General features: G+C 59.2%; 21 protein-coding genes, 1 tRNA gene and 4 pseudogenes. 17 read left to right on the top strand and 9 right to left on the bottom strand.

Going from position 1 to position 19,760, the window contains the following annotated elements; all coding sequences use genetic code 11:
- The first annotated feature begins 123 nt into the window (after positions 1–123).
- Together J1N02_RS21670 and J1N02_RS21665 are read left to right on the top strand one after the other, a co-directional pair.
- Complete coding sequence (locus tag J1N02_RS21670) at positions 124–1,311, top strand: cyanate transporter (RefSeq protein ID WP_421147729.1); 1,188 nt, start codon at positions 124–126, stop codon at positions 1,309–1,311.
- Positions 1,312–1,448: 137 nt separating this feature from the next.
- Positions 1,449–2,384 carry a LysR family transcriptional regulator gene (locus tag J1N02_RS21665; protein WP_027604292.1) on the top strand — a complete coding sequence of 312 codons (936 nt, stop codon included), beginning with the start codon at positions 1,449–1,451 and terminating at the stop codon, positions 2,382–2,384.
- Between the two features lie 15 nt (positions 2,385–2,399).
- Here the strand turns inward: J1N02_RS21665 and J1N02_RS21660 are convergent.
- Both J1N02_RS21660 and J1N02_RS21655 read right to left on the bottom strand, forming a co-directional pair.
- Positions 2,400–2,761, bottom strand: a pseudogene (locus J1N02_RS21660) (5-carboxymethyl-2-hydroxymuconate Delta-isomerase).
- A 55-nt stretch (positions 2,762–2,816) separates the two neighbouring features.
- Positions 2,817–3,740 (bottom strand): LysR substrate-binding domain-containing protein, encoded by a 924-nt coding sequence (locus tag J1N02_RS21655; protein WP_092356590.1) that lies wholly within the window; start codon positions 3,738–3,740, stop codon positions 2,817–2,819.
- Between the two features lie 127 nt (positions 3,741–3,867).
- Here J1N02_RS21655 and J1N02_RS21650 point away from each other — a divergent pair, with 127 nt between their 5' ends.
- The gene (locus J1N02_RS21650) at positions 3,868–4,047 is read left to right on the top strand and encodes a hypothetical protein (protein ID WP_027604295.1); all 180 of its coding nucleotides are present in this window, start codon (positions 3,868–3,870) and stop codon (positions 4,045–4,047) included.
- Positions 4,048–4,131: 84 nt separating this feature from the next.
- A complete protein-coding gene (locus J1N02_RS21645) occupies positions 4,132–4,629 on the top strand; it encodes a hypothetical protein (RefSeq protein ID WP_051429319.1) in 498 nt (165 codons plus the stop codon).
- Here J1N02_RS21645 and J1N02_RS21640 read toward each other — a convergent pair whose 3' ends face one another.
- Positions 4,630–4,773: a hypothetical protein gene (locus J1N02_RS21640; protein WP_162844254.1), complete on the bottom strand. Its 144-nt coding sequence runs from the start codon at positions 4,771–4,773 to the stop codon at positions 4,630–4,632.
- A gap of 196 nt (positions 4,774–4,969) precedes the next feature.
- On the opposite strand from J1N02_RS21640, the gene J1N02_RS21635 reads away from it, so the two are divergent.
- A complete protein-coding gene (locus tag J1N02_RS21635; protein ID WP_108573995.1) occupies positions 4,970–6,274 on the top strand; it encodes an MFS transporter in 1,305 nt (434 codons plus the stop codon).
- Positions 6,274–7,032: a substrate-binding domain-containing protein gene (locus J1N02_RS21630; protein WP_421147728.1), complete on the top strand. Its 759-nt coding sequence runs from the start codon at positions 6,274–6,276 to the stop codon at positions 7,030–7,032. The genes J1N02_RS21635 and J1N02_RS21630 overlap by 1 nt, the downstream gene beginning before the upstream one ends.
- Here the strand turns inward: J1N02_RS21630 and J1N02_RS21625 are convergent.
- Positions 7,030–7,224: pseudogene (locus J1N02_RS21625) on the bottom strand (LysR family transcriptional regulator); the annotation flags it as partial. The gene J1N02_RS21630 and the pseudogene J1N02_RS21625 overlap by 3 nt on opposite strands.
- Positions 7,225–7,344: 120 nt before the next feature.
- Here J1N02_RS21625 and J1N02_RS21620 point away from each other — a divergent pair.
- From J1N02_RS21620 to J1N02_RS21585, 8 genes are all read left to right on the top strand, one after another.
- A complete protein-coding gene (locus tag J1N02_RS21620; protein WP_027604298.1) occupies positions 7,345–8,196 on the top strand; it encodes an STAS domain-containing protein in 852 nt (283 codons plus the stop codon).
- Between the two features lie 2 nt (positions 8,197–8,198).
- Complete coding sequence (locus J1N02_RS21615) at positions 8,199–8,561, top strand: STAS domain-containing protein (RefSeq protein ID WP_065938902.1); 363 nt, start codon at positions 8,199–8,201, stop codon at positions 8,559–8,561.
- Entirely contained in the window at positions 8,558–8,962 is a 405-nt protein-coding gene (locus J1N02_RS21610; RefSeq protein ID WP_027604300.1) for an ATP-binding protein, read from the top strand. The genes J1N02_RS21615 and J1N02_RS21610 overlap by 4 nt, the downstream gene beginning before the upstream one ends.
- The gene (locus J1N02_RS21605; protein ID WP_081744396.1) at positions 8,953–9,960 is read left to right on the top strand and encodes an ATP-binding protein; all 1,008 of its coding nucleotides are present in this window, start codon (positions 8,953–8,955) and stop codon (positions 9,958–9,960) included. Before J1N02_RS21610 ends, J1N02_RS21605 begins: the two co-directional genes overlap by 10 nt.
- Positions 9,953–10,816 carry a sensor histidine kinase gene (locus J1N02_RS21600; RefSeq protein WP_027604302.1) on the top strand — a complete coding sequence of 288 codons (864 nt, stop codon included), beginning with the start codon at positions 9,953–9,955 and terminating at the stop codon, positions 10,814–10,816. The genes J1N02_RS21605 and J1N02_RS21600 overlap by 8 nt, the downstream gene beginning before the upstream one ends.
- The gene (locus tag J1N02_RS21595; RefSeq protein ID WP_027604303.1) at positions 10,806–12,740 is read left to right on the top strand and encodes a response regulator; all 1,935 of its coding nucleotides are present in this window, start codon (positions 10,806–10,808) and stop codon (positions 12,738–12,740) included. The genes J1N02_RS21600 and J1N02_RS21595 overlap by 11 nt, the downstream gene beginning before the upstream one ends.
- A gap of 248 nt (positions 12,741–12,988) precedes the next feature.
- Complete coding sequence (locus J1N02_RS21590; RefSeq protein ID WP_027604304.1) at positions 12,989–13,201, top strand: cold-shock protein; 213 nt, start codon at positions 12,989–12,991, stop codon at positions 13,199–13,201.
- A gap of 67 nt (positions 13,202–13,268) precedes the next feature.
- Positions 13,269–13,481 carry a cold-shock protein gene (locus J1N02_RS21585; RefSeq protein WP_027604305.1) on the top strand — a complete coding sequence of 71 codons (213 nt, stop codon included), beginning with the start codon at positions 13,269–13,271 and terminating at the stop codon, positions 13,479–13,481.
- Positions 13,482–13,494: 13 nt separating this feature from the next.
- Here J1N02_RS21585 and J1N02_RS21580 read toward each other — a convergent pair whose 3' ends face one another.
- Positions 13,495–14,304: a methyl-accepting chemotaxis protein gene (locus tag J1N02_RS21580; protein ID WP_371914500.1), complete on the bottom strand. Its 810-nt coding sequence runs from the start codon at positions 14,302–14,304 to the stop codon at positions 13,495–13,497.
- Between the two features lie 48 nt (positions 14,305–14,352).
- Positions 14,353–15,120 (bottom strand): annotated as a pseudogene (locus J1N02_RS21575) (MCP four helix bundle domain-containing protein); the annotation flags it as partial.
- Positions 15,121–15,688: 568 nt separating this feature from the next.
- Between J1N02_RS21575 and J1N02_RS21570 the strand changes: the two are divergent.
- Together J1N02_RS21570 and J1N02_RS21565 are read left to right on the top strand one after the other, a co-directional pair.
- The gene (locus tag J1N02_RS21570) at positions 15,689–15,991 is read left to right on the top strand and encodes a type II toxin-antitoxin system HigB family toxin (protein WP_027604307.1); all 303 of its coding nucleotides are present in this window, start codon (positions 15,689–15,691) and stop codon (positions 15,989–15,991) included.
- 3 nt (positions 15,992–15,994) lie between these two features.
- The gene (locus tag J1N02_RS21565) at positions 15,995–16,366 is read left to right on the top strand and encodes a helix-turn-helix domain-containing protein (RefSeq protein WP_027604308.1); all 372 of its coding nucleotides are present in this window, start codon (positions 15,995–15,997) and stop codon (positions 16,364–16,366) included.
- Positions 16,367–16,720: 354 nt separating this feature from the next.
- Here the strand turns inward: J1N02_RS21565 and J1N02_RS21560 are convergent, their stop codons facing one another.
- Positions 16,721–16,945: a hypothetical protein gene (locus J1N02_RS21560; protein ID WP_421147727.1), complete on the bottom strand. Its 225-nt coding sequence runs from the start codon at positions 16,943–16,945 to the stop codon at positions 16,721–16,723.
- A gap of 141 nt (positions 16,946–17,086) precedes the next feature.
- Here J1N02_RS21560 and J1N02_RS21555 point away from each other — a divergent pair.
- Positions 17,087–17,183: transfer RNA gene (locus tag J1N02_RS21555), tRNA-OTHER, on the top strand.
- A 357-nt stretch (positions 17,184–17,540) separates the two neighbouring features.
- Here the strand turns inward: J1N02_RS21555 and J1N02_RS21550 are convergent.
- Both J1N02_RS21550 and J1N02_RS21545 read right to left on the bottom strand, forming a co-directional pair.
- Complete coding sequence (locus tag J1N02_RS21550) at positions 17,541–18,380, bottom strand: methyl-accepting chemotaxis protein (protein ID WP_421147768.1); 840 nt, start codon at positions 18,378–18,380, stop codon at positions 17,541–17,543.
- Between the two features lie 18 nt (positions 18,381–18,398).
- A pseudogene (locus J1N02_RS21545) lies at positions 18,399–19,523 on the bottom strand (cache domain-containing protein); the annotation flags it as partial.
- Positions 19,524–19,760: the final 237 nt, after the last annotated feature.

Raw genomic sequence — 19,760 nt, 5'->3', positions numbered from 1 at the left:
TCTCACACTTTGACTTGCGGTGTTTCAGTTAACCGCAATTTTTAGATAGTCCCTGCGACTTTCTCATTTGCCCCCCTCCCCCCTGCGTGGCCTGATTCACCCTTGTTCACTCAAGGCAGGCCCATGGAAAACGTTCAGGCAAAACCCACCACCGCCGTATGGCTGATGATCAGCGTCGTGCTGGTCGCCCTTAACCTGCGGCCGTCGATGGCCGCCGTGGGGCCGTTGTTGTCGTCGATTCGCGGCGACGTGCCGTTGAGTTTCAGCAGCGCGGCGTTGCTGACCATGTTGCCGGTCATGGCCATGGGCCTGGCGATGTTCTTTGGCATGGGCCTGGCCAAGCGCGTTGGCGAGCACCGCAGCATTGTGCTGTCACTGCTGGTGATTGGCGTGGCGACGTTGTCGCGGCTGTTCCTGGATTCGGCCCTGGAATTGATCGTCAGCGCCATTGCCGCCGGTGTGGGCATCGCCATGATCCAGGCGTTGATGCCGGCCCTGATCAAGTCGCGGTTCAGCGACAACGTTTCGCTGTTCATGGGCCTCTACGTCACCGCCATCATGGGCGGCGCGGCGCTGGCGGCAGCGTTCTCCCCCTTCGTGCAGGTGCAGACCGGCAGTTGGCGCATCGGCCTGGCGATCTGGGGGTTTCTGGCGTTGCTGGCCCTGGTGTTCTGGTACGCCCAGCGCTCGGTGTTGCCACCGTTGCCCCAAGCCACCGCCGGTCCTCAGGAATCGTTTTTCGGCAACGGCCGCGCCTGGTTGCTGGCGATCTTTTTCGGCCTCGGTACGGCGTCCTACACCTGCGTGCTGGCGTGGCTGGCGCCGTACTACGTGGAGCAAGGCTGGAGCGAACAGAATGCCGGGTTGTTGCTGGGATTCCTGACCGCGATGGAGGTGGTGTCCGGCCTGGTGACGCCGGCCATCGCCAACCGCCGCCGGGATAAACGCGGGGTGGTGGCGGTGTTGCTGGGGCTGATCATCCTCGGGTTCTGCGGCCTGATCCTCAGCCCGCAACACCTCAGTCTGCTGTGGCCGTGCCTGCTGGGCCTGGGTATCGGCGGGTTGTTCCCGATGAGCCTGATCCTGTCCCTCGACCACCTCGACAACCCGCGCCGCGCAGGGGGCCTTACCGCATTCGTGCAGGGCATCGGCTACCTGATTGCCGGCCTGTCGCCGCTGATCGCCGGGATGATCCGCGACCAGCTGGGCAGCTTCGAATGGGCCTGGTGGTCGTTGACGGCGGTGGTCGTGGTGATGCTGCTGATCGTCACGCGCTTCAACCCAAGGCATTACGCAGAACACATTCGCTGACGTCGTGTTGTAAACAGTATTTGTCTCACGACAAACATAGAAACGCCCTACAGAGCTTTCTATTGGTACGGCCGTTCCGTTAAGCTTTCGCGCTGTCTTGTACTGACTTCGGTACATGGGGTTTACGGACGAAACCGATGTTAAACAGTAACTTGCTCAGAAAACTCGATATGCAGGACTTGATGGTGTTTATCGCCGTCTATGACCAGAGCAGCGTTACCGACGTGTCAGAAACGCTGTTCGTCAGCCAGTCCACCGTGAGCTACAGCCTGAAGAAACTGCGGACCAGTTTTGAAGACGAACTGTTTATCAACACCCGGGCGGGCATGCGGCCTACGTACAAGGCCACTACCATGTACGCCCATGTGCAGAAGATCCTCGAAAGCATCAACCTGTGCCACGCCGGTGGCCAGGCCTTCGACCCGACCCAGAAGGCCGTGACCTTCAATGTCTGCGCGCCGGAGTACTTCGAACAACTGATCCTGCCGCGCCTGTTGAAGCATTTCGACCGCGCCGACCTGCCGGTGATCGTCAATGTGCAGAAACTGGAAGCCGACATCCCCGCCGACGACCTGCGCGAGGGCCGCCTGGACCTGGTGATCTGCTTCGGACCGCACTTTCACCGCGCCCATAAAGACTTCAAGACCCAGATGCTGCTGGAGGACGATCTGGTGTGCGTCTTCGATAAACGCTCGGCACCGCGCGAGCCGGCATTCAGCCTGCAATCATTCGTCGAGCGGCGCCACGTGTTCCCTACGCCATGGACTTCCGACACCAACATGATCGACGGCTGGCTGGCGCGCCAGGCCCACAAGCGCCAGGTGATCGCCCGCGCCAACAGCTACAGCGCGGCGCTGAAGATGATCACCGGCACCGACTTCATCGTCACCCTGCCGCGCCGCGTGCAGAAACTGCTGGCACCGGCGACGGTGTTCGGCCACTGCGAGGCCCCCAACGGGTTGCCGGGGTTCACCCTGGATATGCAGTGGAATGAAAGCAGTGAACAGGACAGTGCCAATACCTGGTTTCGTGAACAGGTGGTGAAGGTGTGTGCGGATCAGGGATTACTCTGACTTCTGTGGTGAGGGTTAGCCGATCGCGACTTTGCTGTAGGAATCGCGATCCATGTCGACCAGTTGGACATTGTTTAAACCTGCAGATCCGCCGGCCAGTCGCCCAGATCCTGCAACGCTGCCAGCAGGCTTTGCGACAATTGCTGCTTGACCTGCGGCGACCGCCCGCTGAGCAGCGACAGCTTCACCGCGATGAAAGCGCGTGGGTTGAGGGAGGTGCCGACCTGAAAACTCTCGAGCTTCACGGCGCGGCTTTTGATATCGAACTCGGAACCGAACTGCCCGGACGCCATCAGCACATTGTTGAGCCGCAACAGGGTTTTCTCGACGGCCAGGTTTGTCAGGTTGGCGGTGTATTCCAAGTGCAGGTGTGGCATGGATGACTCCGAGTCATTCGTAGGAAAGTCTGTAGATATAGCACGGATAAAAGCCTCAGGCCTTGTTCGCCTGACCTCGATCGCTCATGAACGCTTCCAGCCGCGAACGCACCCAGCGTTCGGCCGGGTCGGTGTCCACATGACTGAGCCAGACCATGGACAAATCCAGGGTCGGCGTCTCGAACGGAAACGGCTCGCAGAACAGGTTGCCCGACACCGCCATGGCCTCGGCGGTGTAGTCCGGCAGGCTGGCGATCAGGTCGGTCCCGGCCAGCAGCGCGGGCAATGCGCTGTATTGCGGCACCGACAACACCACATGGCGCTTGCGGCCGATTTCCGCCAGCCACTCATCGGCAAACCCGGACACGTTGGCGGTGTGGGACACCAGCACATGGGGGCGCGAGCAATATTCATCGAGGGTCAGCGGGGTGTCCGAGGCATCGGCGCGCAGCAGTCGCGGACGAATGTGGCGCAGCAGCTTGCGCTTGGCATTCGCCGGCAGGCCACGGGTCTGGGTGATGCCGACGGTAATATCGCCGGACGCCAGCAGATCGGGAATCCGCCAATAGTCCACGTGCTGCACCACGAACACCACCTGCGGCGCTTCCTGGCGCAAGGCGCGCAACAACGGTGGCAACAGGCCGAACTCGACGTCGTCGGACAGGCCGATGCGAAAGGTCATGGTGCTGATGGATGGGTCGAAATCGTGGGTCAGGCTCAAGGCCGACGACAGTGAGTCCAGGGCGGGCGACAGGTGCTGGATGATTTCCTCGGCGCGCGCGGTAGGTTCCATGCGATGGCCGACGCGAATGAACAGCGGGTCGTTGAACAGGGTGCGCAGACGGTTGAGGGCCGAACTGATGGTCGGCTGGCCGAGAAACAGCTTCTCGGCCACCCGCGTCACATTGCGCTCGAGCATCAGTGCTTCGAAGACCACCATCAGGTTGATGTCGGCCTTGCGTAATTCATTGCGATTCATCGGCGCCTGCCCCTAGCCCAAGACAAGCCGCAGTTTAGAAAGCCGGGCCGGCCGCGTCTATGTGCACACTGTTCATCACGCGGCTTTGGGACTATAAACAGCGCTCGAACGTCGCAGGAACACTACCGTGCTGGTCATTTTTGGCCTGGCCATTCTGGTGGCCGGACTCTGCCTCTGGCTTATCCGCTTTGTCACCCGCCCCACCGCCCGCACCTTGTTGCGGGTGTTCGTCGGCCTGTGCCTGGCAGCAGTGGTGGCGTACCTGGTGCTGGCCTCGGGTTTTCCTGTTTCGTTGCTGGTTTCATAACGCCCCTTCTTTGAACTGGATGCTATTGCCTTGATAAACATCCGCAACATCGCACTACCGCTGTTACTGGCCGGATGTACCGCCATGACGCCCTACAAGGCACCGCTCGAAGGCCCGCGCGCGCAGCTCAAAAGTGAGTTGAGCACCCACGCCAGCTACAACGAATGGCTGTCTGTCAGCGTTTCGACGGATCATGAATGCCTGCAAGGCAGGGTGGGAACGCCGAGTAAGGAAACCGCACTGTTTGCGGTGCACAGCAGCACTTCGCGCCCCGACGGTTACGTGGACATCGCCGCCGACCAACCGCTGCACTTGATCGTGTCGGGCCTGGCGAGCGCCGGCCGGCGCTGTGTGATTGAGTTCAACACCCAGTTCGCCGCCCAGGGACGCTACCTGCTCAAAGGCGGGATTGCCGACGCCGACAGTGGGTGGTGTCGCGTTAAGGTGATCAATGCCGATACCGGCGCCGCGCTGGCGGAATTCGAAACCCCGACCCAGGTAACACCCGACCCCACGGAGAGCCCTTCGTGGAGGCAGTTCATGGCCCGTCAAGGGTGCTTTTTGGCTCCGGCCGAACATTGATCAGGGCTTGAGCGGACGCTCCTGATCCCGCTCGGACAGCTCAGTGCCGTCGTCCGGGTGCTTCCAGGTCTGGGGTTTTTCCTCTTCATGTCGCCGGGGTTGCTCATGCTCCGGCTCATCTTGGCGCTTCGGTTCATTGCCCATAGCCATCTCCCTTCCGTAAGAATGGGTCATACCTTCCAGCATAGAACAGAGCGGGATCTTTGACAGGCACGCAAATTCATAACCAACAGACATTAATCAATCCATATTTTTCACTTTTCATTTCTAAATGTGTCAGCCACTATCCTCGGTCTTACGCGAAACAAGCATTTAAAAAGAACGCTGGAGACACAAACCCATGACTAGCCCTTCCCGGCCCGATTCTGCCCGTTCGAAAGTAGGTGCGGTATTCCGCGTTACTTCGGGCAACTTCCTTGAACAATTCGACTTCTTTCTGTTCGGCTTCTACGCCACCTACATCGCTGCCGCGTTCTTCCCTGCCGCCAATGAATTTGCGTCATTAATGATGACCTTCGCCGTGTTCGGCGCGGGCTTCCTGATGCGCCCACTGGGCGCCATCATCCTCGGCGCTTATATCGATGACGTCGGTCGCCGCAAAGGGTTGATCGTGACCTTGTCGATCATGGCCAGCGGCACGCTGTTGATCGTGCTGGTGCCGGGCTATCACACCATTGGCCTGTGGGCCCCGCTGCTGGTGCTGGTGGGCCGCTTGCTGCAAGGCTTTTCGGCCGGTGCGGAGCTGGGCGGTGTGTCGGTGTACCTGTCTGAAATGGCCACCCCAGGCCGCAAGGGGTTCTACACCAGTTGGCAATCGGGCAGCCAACAGATCTCCATCGTGGTCGCCGCCGCCCTGGGCTATGGCTTGAACGTGTGGATGGAACCGGCGGTGGTTGCCGATTGGGGCTGGCGCATTCCGTTCGCCATCGGTTGCGTGATCATCCCCTTTATCTTTGTGTTGCGTCGCAACCTGCAGGAAACCGAAGAATTCGCCAACCGCAAGCATCGCCCGACCATGCGCGAGGTGCTGGCCACACTGGTGAAAAACTGGACCGTGGTCATCGGCGGCATGCTGATGGTGGCCATGACCACCACCGCGTTCTACCTGATCACCGTGTACGCGCCGACCTTCGGCAAGACCGTGCTGCAACTGAGCACCTCCGACGCCCTGCTGGTGACCTTGCTGGTGGCGGTGTCGAACTTTGTCTGGCTGCCGATCGGCGGCACCCTGAGCGACCGCTTCGGCCGCAAGCCGGTGCTGATCGCCATGACCGCGTTGACGGTGCTCACGGCTTATCCGGCGCTGTCCTACGTGGTGAATGCACCGAGCTTCGCCCATATGCTGGAGACGCTGCTGTGGTTCTCGTTCCTGTACGGCATGTACAACGGCGCGATGATCCCCGCCCTCACGGAAATCATGCCGGTGGAAGTGCGCGTGGCGGGCTTCTCCCTGGCCTACAGCCTGGCGACCGCGATCTTCGGTGGGTTTACCCCGGCGATCTCCACCTGGTTTATTCACATCACTGAAGACAAGGCCTCGCCGGCCTATTGGATGATGTTCGCTGCGGTGTGCGCGCTGTGTTCGACCCTGGCGCTGTATCGTCGCGCCAACGCACGCGGGCAGGTGATGCAGGGGGCGGCGTGATGAGGCCTTTGTTCAAGATCCTGGCGGCCCTGGCCCTCGGTGCCCTGGCGCTGACGGCCCAGGCCGAGGAACTCAAGGTGATGACCTCCGGTGGCTTCACCGCCGCCTATAAACTGCTGGGCCCGCAATACGCCCAGCACAGCGGCGACACCCTCGATACCGTCCTCGGCCCGTCCATGGGCAAGGCGCCGGAAGCGATTCCCAACCGCCTGGCCCGTGGTGAACATGCCGACGTGGTGATCATGGTCGGCTATGCCCTGGATGACTTGATCAAACAAGGCAAGGTCGACCCGGCGTCCCGCGTGGAACTGGCGGATTCGCGCATCGGCCTGGTGGTGAAGGCAGGTGCGACCAAACCCGCGATCGGCACCGATGCCGAACTCAAGGCCGTACTGAGCAAGGCCAAGTCCGTGGCGTATTCGGACAGCGCCAGCGGTGTGTATGTCGAGAAAGAGCTGTTCAAGAAGCTCGGCATGCCCGCCAAAGGCACCATGATCGAACGCCTCCCGGTGGCCGAACAGGTCGCCAAGGGCGATTACGAGGTGGGCTTGCAGCAGGTGGCGGAGTTATTGCCGGTGCCGGGTGTGACGTACGTCGGCAAGATCCCGGAAGACGTGCAATCGGTGACGCGCTTTGCGGCGGGCATTCCGGTCAATGCCGAACACCCTGCACAGGCCAAGGCCTTGTTGCAATTCCTCGCGTCGCCCCAGGCACAACCGGTGGTGCAATCCACCGGCCTGGACTCGGTGGCACACTGACCGAAACGGCATCTCGCGCACCAACCGCTCCAATTCCAGCGCCGCCGGCGGCCAGCTCCGTCCGCGGCGTTTGATCAAGCCCACATTACCCATCACCTGCGGTTCCACCCACCGCACACTCAGCCAAATGGGCTGCTCCGACGCCAGTATCGCGATCGACGGCAGCATGGCCCCCCATCCCGCCTCCACCAGTCTGAAGCGCCCGGTCCACAGGGCTTGAGGCAAATGAACGAAAACCTTCGAAACAATTCAAAGCACTTCAATTTAGTATAAATTGCATGCCACTCAACAAGGCATTCAAGGAGGTTTCCCGTGGCAACTCTGCAAGCTCACACCATCCAGGCACTGCACACCCATCGCCCGACCCTGCTGACCGAATGGGTTGCCAGCCTTGAAGCTTCGGGGGCCACGCGTAACGTCAAGGCCGAAGACACCCGGCAGCAGGCCAACGACTTCCTCAACCTGCTCATCGCGGCGCTGCAGCAAGGCGGTTCCCAGCCGGTCAACCATGAAAACTGGGCAGAAACCCGGGTATTCCTGGAAAAGCTCTCCCACAGCCGCGCCCTGGTCGGCCAGGACTCGCAACAGACCGCCAGCTTTATCTTTGCCCTCAAGGGCCCGCTGTTCGCCCTGCTGCAACGGGAGTACGCCGAACAACCGACGCAACTGGCCGAACAACTGTGGGAAATCTCCGAGCTGCTTGACGCGCTGGGCATGCACACCATCCGTACGTTCCAGAAATCCCGTGAGTCGGTGATCAAGCGCCAGCAGGAAGAATTGCTGGAACTGTCCACCCCGGTGGTCAAGCTGTGGGACGGCGTGCTGGCCCTGCCGATGATCGGCACCCTGGATTCGCAACGCACCCAGGTGGTCATGGAGTCCCTGCTGCAGCGCATCGTCGACACCGGCTCGGAAATCGCCATCATCGACATCACCGGCGTACCCACCGTGGACACCCTGGTAGCCCAGCACCTGTTGAAAACCGTTACGGCCATCCGCCTCATGGGGGCCGACTGCATCATCAGCGGCGTGCGTCCGCAGATCGCCCAGACCATCGTGCACCTGGGCCTCGACCTGCAAGGCGTGGTGACCAAGGCCAACCTGGCGGATGCCTTGGCGCTGGCCCTGAAACGCCTGGGCGTCACCATCAGCAAGGCTGTTTAAGCATGGAACGTATCCCTATTTTGCAGATGGGCGAATTCCTGCTCGTGACGATCCAGGTCGACATGCATGACCAGCTCGCGCTGACGCTGCAGGACGACCTGTCCGAGCGCATCAGCCGTACATCGGCCCGGGGCGTGCTGATCGACATTTCGGCGCTGGACATGGTCGACTCGTTTATCGGCCGCATGATCGGCACCATTTCCGGCCTGTCGCGCATCATGGATGCCCAGACCGTGCTGGTAGGCATGCAGCCGGCCGTGGCGATCACGCTGGTGGAACTGGGCATGACCCTGCCGGGCGTGGCCACCGCGTTGAACGTCGAGCGCGGCATGCAACTGTTGCGTGACCGGGTAGACCACTCATGACCCAGGCCAGCAGTGGCACTCACCCGGTGCTCATCGAACAGGACGTAGTGCTGGCCCGACAATTGGTGCGCAAGCTGGCCCAGGAATGCGGCATGCGCCTGATCGACCTGACCAAACTGGTCACCGCCGTCAGTGAGCTGGCGCGCAACACCGTGGTGTACGGCGGCGGCGGCCATATGGATTGGGCCGTGGTCGAAAAAGACCACCGCCCAGGCCTGCGCCTGACCTTTCGCGACGAAGGGCCGGGCATCCCCGACCTCAAGTTGGCGATGACCGACGGCTGGACCTCCGGCAGCGGCCTGGGCCTGGGCCTGACCGGCGCCAAGCGGTTGGTGGACGAGTTTGAACTGGACACCGCACCCGGCCAGGGCACCCGCGTGACGATTACCCGATGGGCCTGAATATTCCCAGTGCCCTGACCCAGGTGTTGTTGATCGAGGATGTCAGCCAGATCGGCCATGCCCGACGCACCGCGCAACAGTTGGCCGAACAATCGGGTTTCGACGAGACCGATGCCGGCCGCGTGGCACTGGTGGCCACCGAGCTGGCCAGCAATATCCTCAAGCATGCCGCCCATGGCCAATTGCATCTGCGCCTCACGGGTAACCAGGGCGTGGAGCTGATCGCCGTGGACCGTGGCCAGGGCTTTGACCTGGACAGTTGCCTGGTGGACGGCTTTTCCACCGGCGGCACCCAGGGCATCGGCATGGGCGCCATTTCGCGTGTGGCCCAGGTGTTCGACGTGTACGCCGATCAGCGCGGAACGGCGATGCTGGCGCGCCTGTATCCACGGGCATCGGCCAGCAAAGATATGCGCTACGGCGTCAGCCAGCATTCCCTGCACGACGACCCGGCCTGCGGCGATGCCTGGCACCTGGTGATCGAACCCGGCCGGTTCAGCGTGATGGTAGCCGACGGCCTGGGCCATGGCAGCGAAGCCGAACGCGCGGCGCAGGCCGGCGAAGCGGTGTTTGCCCAAGACGCCTTCTTCGACGCAGGCGAGCTGTTCAACGACCTGCATATCGGCATGAACGGCACCCGCGGCGCAGCCGTGGCCGTGGCGCAGTACGATGCCACGGCAGACAGCCTGCGCTTTACCGGGGTGGGCAATATCGGCGCCAGCCTGATCGGCCCCGGCAAGTCCCGCGGGCTGGCGTCCCATCCGGGGATCGTCGGCGTGCAGTTTCGCAAGGCGCAGCCCTTCGACTACGCTCAAGTGGGTGGCCAGATGCTGATCCTCTACAGCGACGGCCTGCAGTCACGCTGGAACCTGGCGGACTATCCCGGGCTTTCCCATCGCCACCCCGCCCTGATCGCCGCCGTCCTGCACCGTGATTTCTGTCGCGGCCGGGATGACGTTACCGTCTTTGTGATTGCCCTGGAGGCCATCGATGGCTGACACCACCGTTTCGCTTGAGGAGCAAGTGCGAACGCTTCGCCTGGAAGCCGATGCACTGCGCGCCGAACTGGACGAAACCAACCAGGGCGTATTGGCACTCTATGCCGAGCTGGATACCCAGGCCGACCAACTGCGCCAGGCGTCGGACCTGAAAAGCCGTTTCCTGTCGTACATGAGCCATGAATTCCGCACGCCCCTGGGCTCGATCCTGAGCATCACCAGTCTGTTGGCCGACGAACTCGACGGTCCCCTTAGCCCTGAGCAGCACACACAGGTCGGGTTTATCCGCAGCTCGGCACGCGAACTGCGCGAAATGGTCGACGACCTGCTGGACCTGGCCAAGATCGAGGCCGGGCGCATCACGATCTCGCCGGCCTGGTTCGACATGTTCGATCTGTTCTCGGCGTTGCGCGGGATGTTCCGCCCGATCGTCGATGCGACGTCGGTGGACTTGATCTTCGAAGAGCCGATCGGCTTGCCCAAGCTGTACACCGATGACAAGAAGCTCGCGCAGATCCTGCGCAACTTCATTTCCAACGCCCTGAAGTTCACGGTGCAAGGTGAAGTGCGAGTGTCGGCGCAAAGAGTGGGTGATCAGGAAATCCGCTTTGCCGTGCACGACACCGGCCTGGGCATTCCGGCCGAATTGCACAGCAACCTGTTCGAAGACTTTTCCCAGATCGATTCGCCGCTGCAAAAACGCCTGCGCGGCACCGGCCTGGGGCTGTCGCTGTGCAAACGCTTTGCCGAGTTGCTCGGCGGCCGCGTCGGCGTGGAAAGTACCCCAGGCGTGGGCTCGATGTTCTTCGTGATCATTCCTCTCTCTATTCCTGGCGGGCTTGTTGATGAACCGTGACATCCAACTGCTGATCGTCGACGACAACGCGGCGACCCGCTATGCCCTGCGCCGGCGCCTGGAGAACCATGACTACCGCGTGCTCGAGGCCGGCACCGGCCAGGAAGGGCTGGACCTGATCGCCAGCCAAAAGATCGACGGGCTGATCCTCGACGTCAACCTGCCGGACATGAGCGGCTTCGACATCGTACGCGGGCTGCGCGCCGATCCGGTCACGGCCTTGCTGCCGGTGGTGCACGTGTCGGCCGCCTCCATCGAGACCGGCGATATCATCACCGGCCTGGATGCCGGGGCCGATGCCTACCTGATCCACCCCATCGACCCCGATGTGCTGCTGGCGACCCTGCGGACCTTGCTGCGGGTGCGCGACACCGAATATGCGCTGCGCGAGAGCGAGGCACGCTTTCGCGAAATATTCTTCAATATCAGCGCACCGATTGCGGTCATGGATGCGCAGCTCAAGGTCCACGAATGTAACCACGCCTTCGCCCAATTGATTCACGACAACCTCAACCCCGACGCCCTGCTGGAGTGCTTCGCCGCCGATCAACTCGGCGTGCTCCAGGAACTGTGCCAGCGCCTGGCTGCCGGCGAGCGCTGGAAGGGCACCCTGCACATGAAGGTCGACGGTCAGTTGCGCGAGACCGAATGGCAGGTTTCGCCCTACCGCAGCGCCGAATTGAGCCTGGTGTTTGTCGAAGACGTCACCGAGCACCGCCACCGCGAGCGGCACCAACAGGCCGAGCTGGCCAACGCCGCCACCCAGTTGGCACGTACCGAGGCGCAACTGTTGCAGGCGCAGAAGATGGATGCCCTGGGCAAGCTCACCGGCGGCATTGCCCATGACTTCAACAACCTGCTGACCGGGATCATCACCAGCCTGGAGCTGATCAAGAAACGCATCGAGACCCAGCGCACCGACAAGGTCATGGCCTATGCCGATGCAGCGTTGAGCTCGGCCCTCAGCGCCGCCGGCCTGACCAACCGCCTGCTCGCCTTCGCCCGCCAGCAGCCGCTGGACACACGGCCGATCGATATCAACGCGCATATCCGCTCCCTGGAAGAACTGCTGGTACGCACCATCGGTGAACATATCGCGCTGAAGCTGGAGCTGACCCACAACCCTGCCGTGGCGATGGTCGATCCGATCCAGCTGGAAAGTGCGGTGCTGAACCTGGTGATCAACGCCCGCGACGCGCTGCCCAAGGGCGGCACTGTCTGGGTGACGACTTACCCGGCCTACTCCAGTGGCAACCTGAAACTGGAAAACGGCGCCTACATCGCCCTGTCGGTGCGGGACAACGGGGTGGGCATCGAACACAGCGTCATCGACAAAGTCTTCGACCCTTTCTTCACCACCAAGCCGCTGGGCCAGGGCACCGGGCTGGGCCTGTCGACCATCTACGGGTTTGCCCGCCAGTCCGGCGGCGATGCACAGATCCGCAGCGTGACCCGCCAGGGCACCGAAGTGACCATCATGCTTCCCGCCGCCAGCGGGCCTGCCAGCATCGTGACCAAGCCTCTGGCCGCACCCGGCCAGAGCCAGGGCGAACATGTGCTGGTCGTCGAAGACATGCCTTCGGTGCGCAGCTTTGTCGCCGAAATCCTGGCCGACGCCGGCTACCGTTGCAGCCTGGCCGCCAATGGTGACGAAGCGGTGGTCTGCCTGCGCAGCGACCCGAGCATCAACCTGTTGTTGACCGACGTCGGCCTGCCCTTTATGACCGGGCGCGAACTGGCAGACGTGGCACGCGAGATCCGCCACACCTTGCCGATCCTGTTCATGACCGGCTACGCGGAAAATGCCGCGAACCGGCAAAGTTTCCTCGGCGAAGGCATGGATCTGATTTCCAAGCCGTTTCACATCGATGAGTTGCTGGAAAAGATCCGCCGTGGGCTGGATGGGACGGCAGGCGAGCGTTAGAAGGGACAGGGGCACCACGCCAAAAGGCACCTGCCTGGTGCCCGAAGGCGGCGAAAACCGAATGCCCGCGCGGCGCGAAAACCCACGGTAAAACGAAGCAGTATCGCGCAACGGCACAGGCGGCGAACCTGTCAGGAATGACAGTACCGCTGGTCCCGTGGCGCGTTGACGAGCAGCGGCTTCGGGACTTTGCTTATGGTTACCGCGACGAATCTGCAGCGGGGCACACCGGTTCGAGGACAGGAAGAATGAGCGACAGACAGAACGGCACAGTGAAGTGGTTCAACGATGAAAAGGGTTACGGATTCATCACGCCGGAGAGCGGCCCCGACCTGTTCGTCCACTTCAGGGCAATCGAGGGCAACGGGTTCAAAACATTGAAGGAGGGCCAGAAGGTCACCTTTGAAGCCGTACAGGGCCAGAAAGGCATGCAGGCCGATAAAGTCCAAATCGTGTCCTGACCCGCTTGATGCCCGCAGACATACCTGCCCCGACGGGCCACCTATTGCACTGGAAAGGAGAACGGCCATGCCCAGGAAAACTCCACAGACTGCAATCTCCATCAGCAGCAAGACTGCCGCCTACGATGAGCAGGACATTTTCTTTCGCAGTGCCACCACCGCCCAGGGCGGACGGCGGCTGCGCGAGGGGCAGACGGTCACCTACGAATTGGTCAGGGGCCCGGGCGGCGACTGGCAGGCCGTCAATATCGAGATCGTGGACGAGTCGACACTGAACTAGCCCGCGCATGTCACTACAGCTGAAACCTTGCGACGGCTTCGTTCAGGGAAACGGCCAGCTGCGCCAGTTCTCGACTCGATCCATTGATCTGCCCGGCGCCGGAAGAGGATTGCGCAGACAGGTCGCGAATATTGACGATGTTGCGATCGACTTCCTTGGCCACCTGGGCCTGCTCCTCGGCGGCGCTGGCGATGACCAGGTTGCGCTGGTGGATCTGGTCGATGGAGTCGGTGATCTGGCTCAATGCGCCCCCCGCGCCCTCAGCCAAAGCCAGAGTGTCGGTGGCACGCTGGGTACTCGACTGCATCGAGCTCAACGCCTCGTTTGACCCCGTGCGCATCGCGGTCACCATCTGGTCGATTTCCAGGGTCGATTGCTGGGTACGGTGGGCCAGTGCACGGACTTCGTCAGCCACCACCGCAAAGCCACGCCCGGACTCACCGGCCCGCGCCGCCTCGATCGCAGCGTTGAGTGCCAGCAGGTTGGTCTGCTCGGCGATGGAGCGGATCACATCGAGCACCTTGCCGATATCCCGCGATTGCTCGGCGAGGTTCTGCACCAGGGTCGAGGTTTCGCCGATGTTGGTGCTCAGGGCTTGAATGGCGCTGACGGTTTCACCCACACGGTGCTGGCCTTCGCGCGCGGTTTCATTGGAAAGGCGAGTGGACTCGGAGGTGGACACCGCATTGCGCGCTACCTCATCCGCCGCCGAGGTCATCTCGTTGACGGCGGTGGCGGCCTGCTCGATTTCAGCGGTCTGCTTTTGCAGGCTGCGGCTGCTCTGGTCGGTGATGCCGTTGAGGTCGGTGGCCGATGACGCCATCTGCCCGGCCGACTGGCGAATCAGTTGCAAGGTCCCGCGCAGGTTGGCCTGCATGGTCTTGAGTGCCACGAGCAGGCGCGTCACTTCGTCGTCGCCGCTCACGTCCACCGTTTGGGTCAGGTCACCTTCGGCAACGTTCTCGGCAGCCCGTACGGCATGACTGAGCGGGCCGACAATGCTGCGCGTGAGCAACCAGGCCAGCAGCACGGTGCTCAACCCGGCCACGATCACAAAGCCGAACACCATGGTGCGCGAACGGCCGTACTGCGATTCGGCCGCCTGGCCTTGCTGGTTGATCTGGGCGTTGTAGTAGTCGGCCAGGGCATTGAGTTGGGCCCCGGAGCCATCCACCACGGTTTTCATATCCACCAGCAACAACTTGTTGAGCTCGGCGCCCTGCTGCTTGTCGGCAAGGATGAACGACTGCGCCAGCCCTTGCTGGTATTGGCGCAGCGAGACCTGGAACTGGTCATAGAGCGTGCGTACTTCGGGGGTGTCGATCACTGCATCGAGGTCGGCCAGCCGTTTGCTCAGGTCCTGGCTGCGGGTGTCCATCTGGCTACGGTATTGCGGGATGCTCGCCGGGTTCGGGTCCAGGGCCATGCGCAAAGAGATCGTACGAATGCGCAGCATGATTTCACGAATGTCCGCCACCAGCCGCATCTTCGGCACCAGCCCGCTTTCCACCTGCACCGCGCTGGCGCGGATGCTTGCCATGTTCGACAGTGCAAAAAAACCCAGCAGGGCCACGAGCAAAGCAATCAGGGCAAAACCCAGACCCGCACGGCGGGCGATGGACAGGCTGCGAAGGGACATTTAGGGGGACTCTCTTATTGGGGATACGATGTCGTACGAGAGTGTTTCGGCCGTGTGGGTAAAGACTTGAGGGGCGTACACCCAGGAAATGGGAAGTTATAAATATCAGTGAGTTATTTGCAGTATCGACGAGCACGGCGCCCACCAACGACAATACTGGGAACATCAAAGGATTACCCCACCAGCAGGTCTGACATGGAAAAAGCCGTCATTACTCTGGCACTGATTTCTTGCCTATACGGCTGCATCGGCGCACAACTTTCACTTCCTGAACAGAAAAACGTACGCACCACCCCTCAACAGAACCCGCCTGAACGAGCATGGTGCGGCGTGACGCTTTGGGCTGTAGTTCCAATACCCCTGAAGCTCCCCGTGTGCCGCTCACATCCCGCTCCCTCGCCCTTATATGCCTGTGGTCCTTTCATGTTCCTGGGACCGGTCATGCACGGTTACAAGGGGAATGCCTTATGTGGAGAAATGCCTTGAGAGCCCATGACACCCGTCTGGAAAACTGCTTGCTCCCATGTGCCCACTTGCAAAAGTCCCAAGGCGGGACTAGGATTTTCCCATGAGAATAGTCGCACTCAGTCAACTCAAAACCTTTTGGCACAAGCACCCGGATTCGGAGCAACCGTTCCTGGCCTGGATAGACGAAGTAAAAAACGCCGACTGGTCAAACCCGGCTGACATCAAGGAACACTTTCGCAGCGCTAGCATTCTCAAAAGCCGAAGGGTCGTCTTCAACATCAAAGGTAACGACTACAGGCTCGTGGTCGCCGTGGCCTATCGCTATGGCGCTGTCTACATCAAGTTTGTCGGTACACATAAGCAGTACGACGCAATTGACGCCGATACCGTCGAAACGGAGTAACCCATGAACATCCGACCTATCCACACCGAACAGGATTACAAGGACGCGCTCAAGTCTGTCTCTGCACTGTTCGACAACGAACCAGAACCCGGCACCCCGGAAGGTGATTACTTTGACGTAATGATCACGCTGATCGAGGCCTATGAAGCCAAACACTTTCCCATGGACCTGCCCAACCCAATCGATGCCATTCGCTTCAGAATGGAACAGTCTGGCCTGTCGGCGGCTGATCTTATTCCCGCCATTGGCCGCCAGAATCGTGTTTATGAAGTGCTGAATGGAAAACGAGCGCTGACCTTGCCAATGATTTGGAAGCTGCATGAGATGTTTGGAATTCCAGCAGAAAGCCTGATCAAGCCAGTAAGGCATGCTTGAAGATGGAATACGGTTGGTTGTGCCTGCTGGAAACAACCACTGCGGCCCTGTTTGCTGCTCGGAACGAGTAGCTCTGCCCCAAACTCTCAGAAACGAAAAAGCCCCGTAGCTTATTCAGCTACGGGGCTTTTTCTATGTAATGGCGGAGAGATAGGGATTCGAACCCGCTCCAATTACCGCGTAGCCCGCTCAGGGCCATAAAAAACAGGGGGCCGAGGCAACCTTGCCGGGGCCTAGCGGCCTATGGCGGCCCTGAATTTGCCCTATTTTTGCCCTAATCTTGTTGCTGAGATTCATCCATGAAATTGTCTGTCAGACACCCAGCCAATCCCTGAAGCGTCCTGATCCCAAGCTCTAAAGCACGTTCGAATCTCCAGGCTCTAAGATGTACCCCAAACACACGCCTAACTGGTATACCGCACCGGCTGCATAGGTCTTGTTTCCAGCCAGAGCTCGCTCATCTAACAGTTCCGAGGCGGCCAGTTTGCCCAGAAGTTCGACGTCTATCCCCATGGATGCCGCCGTACTAAGCACGGCGATCAAAGCTTCTCTAAGTTCGCTAGCCTGGATGTCATTCATGACAGCATTTCCCGGTTTTCTATAACCATAGCTGTGTATCGCGAGGGAGAATGACGATTCGAAATTGAAACTATAACGATAATCGCGAAACGGAATTGATTATTCCAAATCTCCTGCAGAAGCAAAATCGACTTCTGAATTGCCCAGATTGGCATCTCTTGACCATACGCGGATCCATAGGGGACTTAAAATCCCTCGTCCTTTGGACGTGCCGGTTCGATCCCAGCTCGGGGCACCATTTAAAATCACGGGTTTACGCAGATTTCTGTCGTAGGCTCTTGTTGTTTCTGCTCCGCAATTCAGCGGGTTGCTCCGCAATTCTCCATTTCAACCCTACCTATGATGGACTGGACCTACTCTTCGCTCAGACTTTGATTTACGTGGTCTGCACCAAATGGGTATTCTCCGTACCACTTTCGTACCACCAAACGCGTATCCTTACCCGTCTCTCATGTCGAATCGGCCCGAAGAGAGCCGATGTATGCAATTTCCGAAACCCTAATTTTTTCATTTAAAAAACAGGTAGATACGAAATTTATCTTTCACGATCCGCAGCATTTGCAGTTCCCTGCACACAGAACCCTCCTGCCTTGCTCTAAAGTTTGAACCGACGCACTACCTCAATCAGCTTTCCATTAGAAGCTGCCAACGCTGCAGTGCTACGCTCACTGTCCATGCCGCCCGAGGCCAATTCGGTAACTATCTGCCGCACTGCGATCATATTGCGGTTAATTTCGTCCGCGACAGAGCTCTGCTCTTCGGCCGCTGTAGCAATGTGAGTACTTAGGTCGTTAATCGTCGCTACCGAATCGGCCATATTGTCTAGCCCTTCAGTTACCTTGGATGTTTTGACCACTGTCGCCTGGCAACGTGCTTTAGTGCTTTCCATCGCCAAAACTGCTGCCCCCACACCTTGCTGCAGTCTGGTCAGCATTTCATTTATCTCAGAGGTACTGTCCTGAGTACGTCCTGCGAGAGCTCTTACCTCATCAGCTACTACCGCAAAGCCACGTCCCTGCTCGCCAGCCCTAGCAGCTTCAATGGCAGCATTGAGTGCCAGTAAGTTCGTCTGCCCGGCAATTTTACCAATCACGACAAGAACCGAGTTGATCCTTTGAGCATCTAACTCCATGGCTCTAACTTTGTTCGTGGCCTGCTCTACTTCAACAATCAGATCGCGTACGCTCTCTGAAGCATCCTCTACTACCACTTTTGAAACCCGGGCATTTTCATTGGCGACATGCGTGAGGCTTGCAGTGCGAGCGGCGTTCCGAGCGACATCTTCAGCTGTAGAGCTCATTTCTGTAATAGCTGTGACAGCCTGATCGGTTTCGTTGACGTGTCGACCTAACACATGATTTGTATGGCGAGAATGATCACGGAGCTGCTCTACTCCAGAAGCAATCACTGAAGAAGAATCGGACACCTCAAGCATTAATTTTTGTAAATACGCGACAAATTTATTTACGGAGTGGCCTACAGCATCGACCTCATCGTTTGATTTTATGTCCACTCGCTTTGTCAGATCAGCATCCCCAGCGGAGAGAGTATCAATATTCATTTTAAGGAGGGCGAGGCGGTTCATTAAATGGCGTAGTGCCGCCACGACCAATATCAGCATCAACACCAAAACAGGGATCTGAAGCATTGCCAACGTTGTCAGAACTTTGTGGCTCTGCGCATTCAGCACGCTGGTTGACTGAGCAACCCCAAGAAACCAAGGCGTCCCCTGAATGGGTTGCACATATAAAGCAAACTCTTGACCATCCCTGCCGGTGTAAGTGGTATGAGTGGCATTCTGCTCCCTCAACGCACCCCTTAGCGCACCAGCAAATGGGTACTGGCTGGCCAAATCGTCCAAGTTTTTCAACACAATGTCGCCAGGTATTTCAGGCTGATTGCTGAGTATTTTGCCATCTCGCTCCACAATCATCAGCTCCGCCCTAATTTCTCGCTCTTTACTGGAAACGAGCTCATTGAAGAAGCCTAAAGTCACGTCAATCGTGGCTACCCCGTATGCAGCCCCGTCTTTTTTGATAACCATTGCACAATTAGTCCGAGGCTCCGGGCTGGCCTCATCACGGTACGCGGCCGCCCAATTGCATCTGCCGGGAGGACTTTCCAATCCACCTAAGTACCATGACTGCTCAAAGTAATTTTTTGATTCGGGAGCATTCCAATGAGTATTAACAACCAACTTTCCACTTTGATCACGGTGATAAAAAGTACTGTACTTATCTCGACCTACACCTCGTTTATTCGGCAGCGGCCAAATACCACCACCGAAAATCTTCTGCTCGCCCTGCTGATTCACCATACTAGGCAAGAGCCGGTCAATGTCATCGCTGTCGAGCATAGCCACGACCTCAGTGATGACTCGTTGTTGTGCTTGAACACGAGCTAGTTCAGTTTTTATAGATTCGCCTATTTCGGCGGCATCATTAATTAATTGATGCTCGTCAGTCCTCGTTAAACTGGGCGCCACTAAAAGATCGATACCCACTACAGTGAGCACTGCAATTAGTAAAGCGAACCCACAAAAAGCGGCAGTGTAGCGGGCCCTAATCGTGTTCAGCATATGAATACCCGTAATTCCAAAAGGAAGTTATTTTTACGACCATGTACAAAGCTACTTTCATGACCTATTGACGAATCGCACGTACCAAAAAATCAAACTCCCATATTTAATACAGGACTTTAAAACAAGCATTCCAGCAACTGAACAAGCATACGTCTCAAGGCGGAAAATAATAACCTAACCATAAAAACATACAGCAACCATCACCTGACGAGTGGTTACTCCATGCCGCTATGG

Source organism: Pseudomonas sp. NFX5 (assembly GCF_049132125.1).
GTDB lineage: Bacteria > Pseudomonadota > Gammaproteobacteria > Pseudomonadales > Pseudomonadaceae > Aquipseudomonas > Aquipseudomonas marginalis.
Note: the sequence above shows the minus strand (reverse complement) of the source record. Positions and strands in the feature narration are given on the sequence as shown.

Bases quoted from the DNA above. Each gene is read 5' to 3' on its own strand.
- J1N02_RS21600 (WP_027604302.1), top strand. From the start codon at position 9,953: ATGGCTGACACCACCGTTTCGCTTGAGGAGCAAGTGCGAACGCTTCGC.
- J1N02_RS21655 (WP_092356590.1), bottom strand. From the start codon at position 3,740: ATGAATCGCAATGAATTACGCAAGGCCGACATCAACCTGATGGTGGTC.
- J1N02_RS21610 (WP_027604300.1), top strand. From the start codon at position 8,558: ATGACCCAGGCCAGCAGTGGCACTCACCCGGTGCTCATCGAACAGGAC.
- J1N02_RS21645 (WP_051429319.1), top strand. From the start codon at position 4,132: ATGACGCCCTACAAGGCACCGCTCGAAGGCCCGCGCGCGCAGCTCAAA.
- J1N02_RS21550 (WP_421147768.1), bottom strand. From the start codon at position 18,380: ATGCTTGAGGTGTCCGATTCTTCTTCAGTGATTGCTTCTGGAGTAGAG.
- J1N02_RS21640 (WP_162844254.1), bottom strand. From the start codon at position 4,773: ATGGGCAATGAACCGAAGCGCCAAGATGAGCCGGAGCATGAGCAACCC.
- J1N02_RS21570 (WP_027604307.1), top strand. From the start codon at position 15,689: ATGAGAATAGTCGCACTCAGTCAACTCAAAACCTTTTGGCACAAGCAC.
- J1N02_RS21670 (WP_421147729.1), top strand. From the start codon at position 124: ATGGAAAACGTTCAGGCAAAACCCACCACCGCCGTATGGCTGATGATC.
- J1N02_RS21595 (WP_027604303.1), top strand. From the start codon at position 10,806: ATGAACCGTGACATCCAACTGCTGATCGTCGACGACAACGCGGCGACC.
- J1N02_RS21635 (WP_108573995.1), top strand. From the start codon at position 4,970: ATGACTAGCCCTTCCCGGCCCGATTCTGCCCGTTCGAAAGTAGGTGCG.
- J1N02_RS21665 (WP_027604292.1), top strand. From the start codon at position 1,449: ATGTTAAACAGTAACTTGCTCAGAAAACTCGATATGCAGGACTTGATG.
- J1N02_RS21605 (WP_081744396.1), top strand. From the start codon at position 8,953: ATGGGCCTGAATATTCCCAGTGCCCTGACCCAGGTGTTGTTGATCGAG.
- J1N02_RS21630 (WP_421147728.1), top strand. From the start codon at position 6,274: ATGAGGCCTTTGTTCAAGATCCTGGCGGCCCTGGCCCTCGGTGCCCTG.
- J1N02_RS21560 (WP_421147727.1), bottom strand. From the start codon at position 16,945: ATGAATGACATCCAGGCTAGCGAACTTAGAGAAGCTTTGATCGCCGTG.
- J1N02_RS21615 (WP_065938902.1), top strand. From the start codon at position 8,199: ATGGAACGTATCCCTATTTTGCAGATGGGCGAATTCCTGCTCGTGACG.
- J1N02_RS21585 (WP_027604305.1), top strand. From the start codon at position 13,269: ATGCCCAGGAAAACTCCACAGACTGCAATCTCCATCAGCAGCAAGACT.
- J1N02_RS21565 (WP_027604308.1), top strand. From the start codon at position 15,995: ATGAACATCCGACCTATCCACACCGAACAGGATTACAAGGACGCGCTC.
- J1N02_RS21590 (WP_027604304.1), top strand. From the start codon at position 12,989: ATGAGCGACAGACAGAACGGCACAGTGAAGTGGTTCAACGATGAAAAG.
- J1N02_RS21580 (WP_371914500.1), bottom strand. From the start codon at position 14,304: ATGGCGTCATCGGCCACCGACCTCAACGGCATCACCGACCAGAGCAGC.